Source organism: Pseudonocardia sp. SID8383 (assembly GCF_009864975.1).
Classification (GTDB): Bacteria; Actinomycetota; Actinomycetes; order Mycobacteriales; family Pseudonocardiaceae; genus Pseudonocardia; species Pseudonocardia alni.
In genome coordinates, this window is sequence record NZ_WWFY01001196.1 from 1 (window position 1) to 1,034 (window position 1,034).

A 1,034-nucleotide genomic window follows, 5' to 3' on the forward strand; every position below is an offset into this window, starting at 1 on the left:
GGTCGGCGACCACGCACAGCGCCCGCGCGGTGAGCCCGGGCGCGTGGTCGAGGGCGGTCAGCACGGACCGGACGCAGGCGGTGATGGTGCCCTCCTCGTCGTGGGCGGGGACGAGCACGCCCGCGGCGGACGGTGCGGCACCCGGCCGCATGGTCCGGCTCACCGGCGCCGGACCACGTGCAGGAGGAACTGCTCGTCGGTGTGCTCGACGAGGGTGTCGAAGCGGTCGTCGGCCACCACCCGCGCGTGCACGGTGGCGGCGTCGGCGGGCGCCTCGGCGGGCCACTGCCGCCAGTGCACCAGCACCAGGTCGCCGCCCGGCACCAGCGCGCCCGCGATGCGGTCGAGCACGGCGCCCACCCGCGCGGCGGGCAGGTAGTAGAGGAACTCGGCGAGGACCACGAGGTCGACGCCGCCGGGGACCGCCCGGTCGTCGTCGACGTCGGCCGCCACGACCTCGACGCCCGGAATCCCGCCGAGGGCGCCGGTGGTGGCGGCGACGGCCTCGTCGACCACGTCGGAGGCCACCACCCGGTCGCAGCGCGCCGCCAGGTCACGGGTCAGCTCGCCGAGCCCGCAGGCCGGCTCGGCGGCCAGCGCGTAGCGCTCCCGCGGTAGGCAGGCCAGCAGCACGTCGCGCTTGCGCCGCTCGTAGAACGACGTGCGCACGGCCCAGGGGTCGGCGTTGTCGCGGTAGAGCCCGGCGAACAGCTCCGGCGGCGCCCCCGAGGGCGGCGGCTCCCGGAAGTAGACCTCGTGACCGCCGTGGAAGTGGGCGAGCGTCGCCGGGGACAGCACCGCGCGGGTCCCGCCGCGTGGCACCGCGGACTGCGACGCGTGTGCGGCGATCGCGCGGCGCTTGGCGTCCCGGTCGTCGGCGGACAGCGTCAGCCGGTGGGCGTGGTCCCACGGCACGCCGGGATCGGTCGGCGCGATCCGGGTGCGGGCCCAGATCGGGAACCCGAAACCGTGCGCGGTCACCGGGGCCGCCGCCGGGCAGGCCCGGCCGACCGCGGCGTGGTCGGGGTGCGGGT

Annotated in this window: 1 protein-coding gene; it reads right to left on the bottom strand. The window is 77.8% G+C overall.

Annotation, left to right across the window (positions count from 1 at the left end; translation table 11 throughout):
* Window positions 1-159: 159 nt before the first annotated feature.
* Window positions 160-1,034 (bottom strand): SAM-dependent methyltransferase (locus GTW08_RS29110; protein WP_161152804.1); only part of this gene is annotated, 875 nt, incomplete at its 5' end.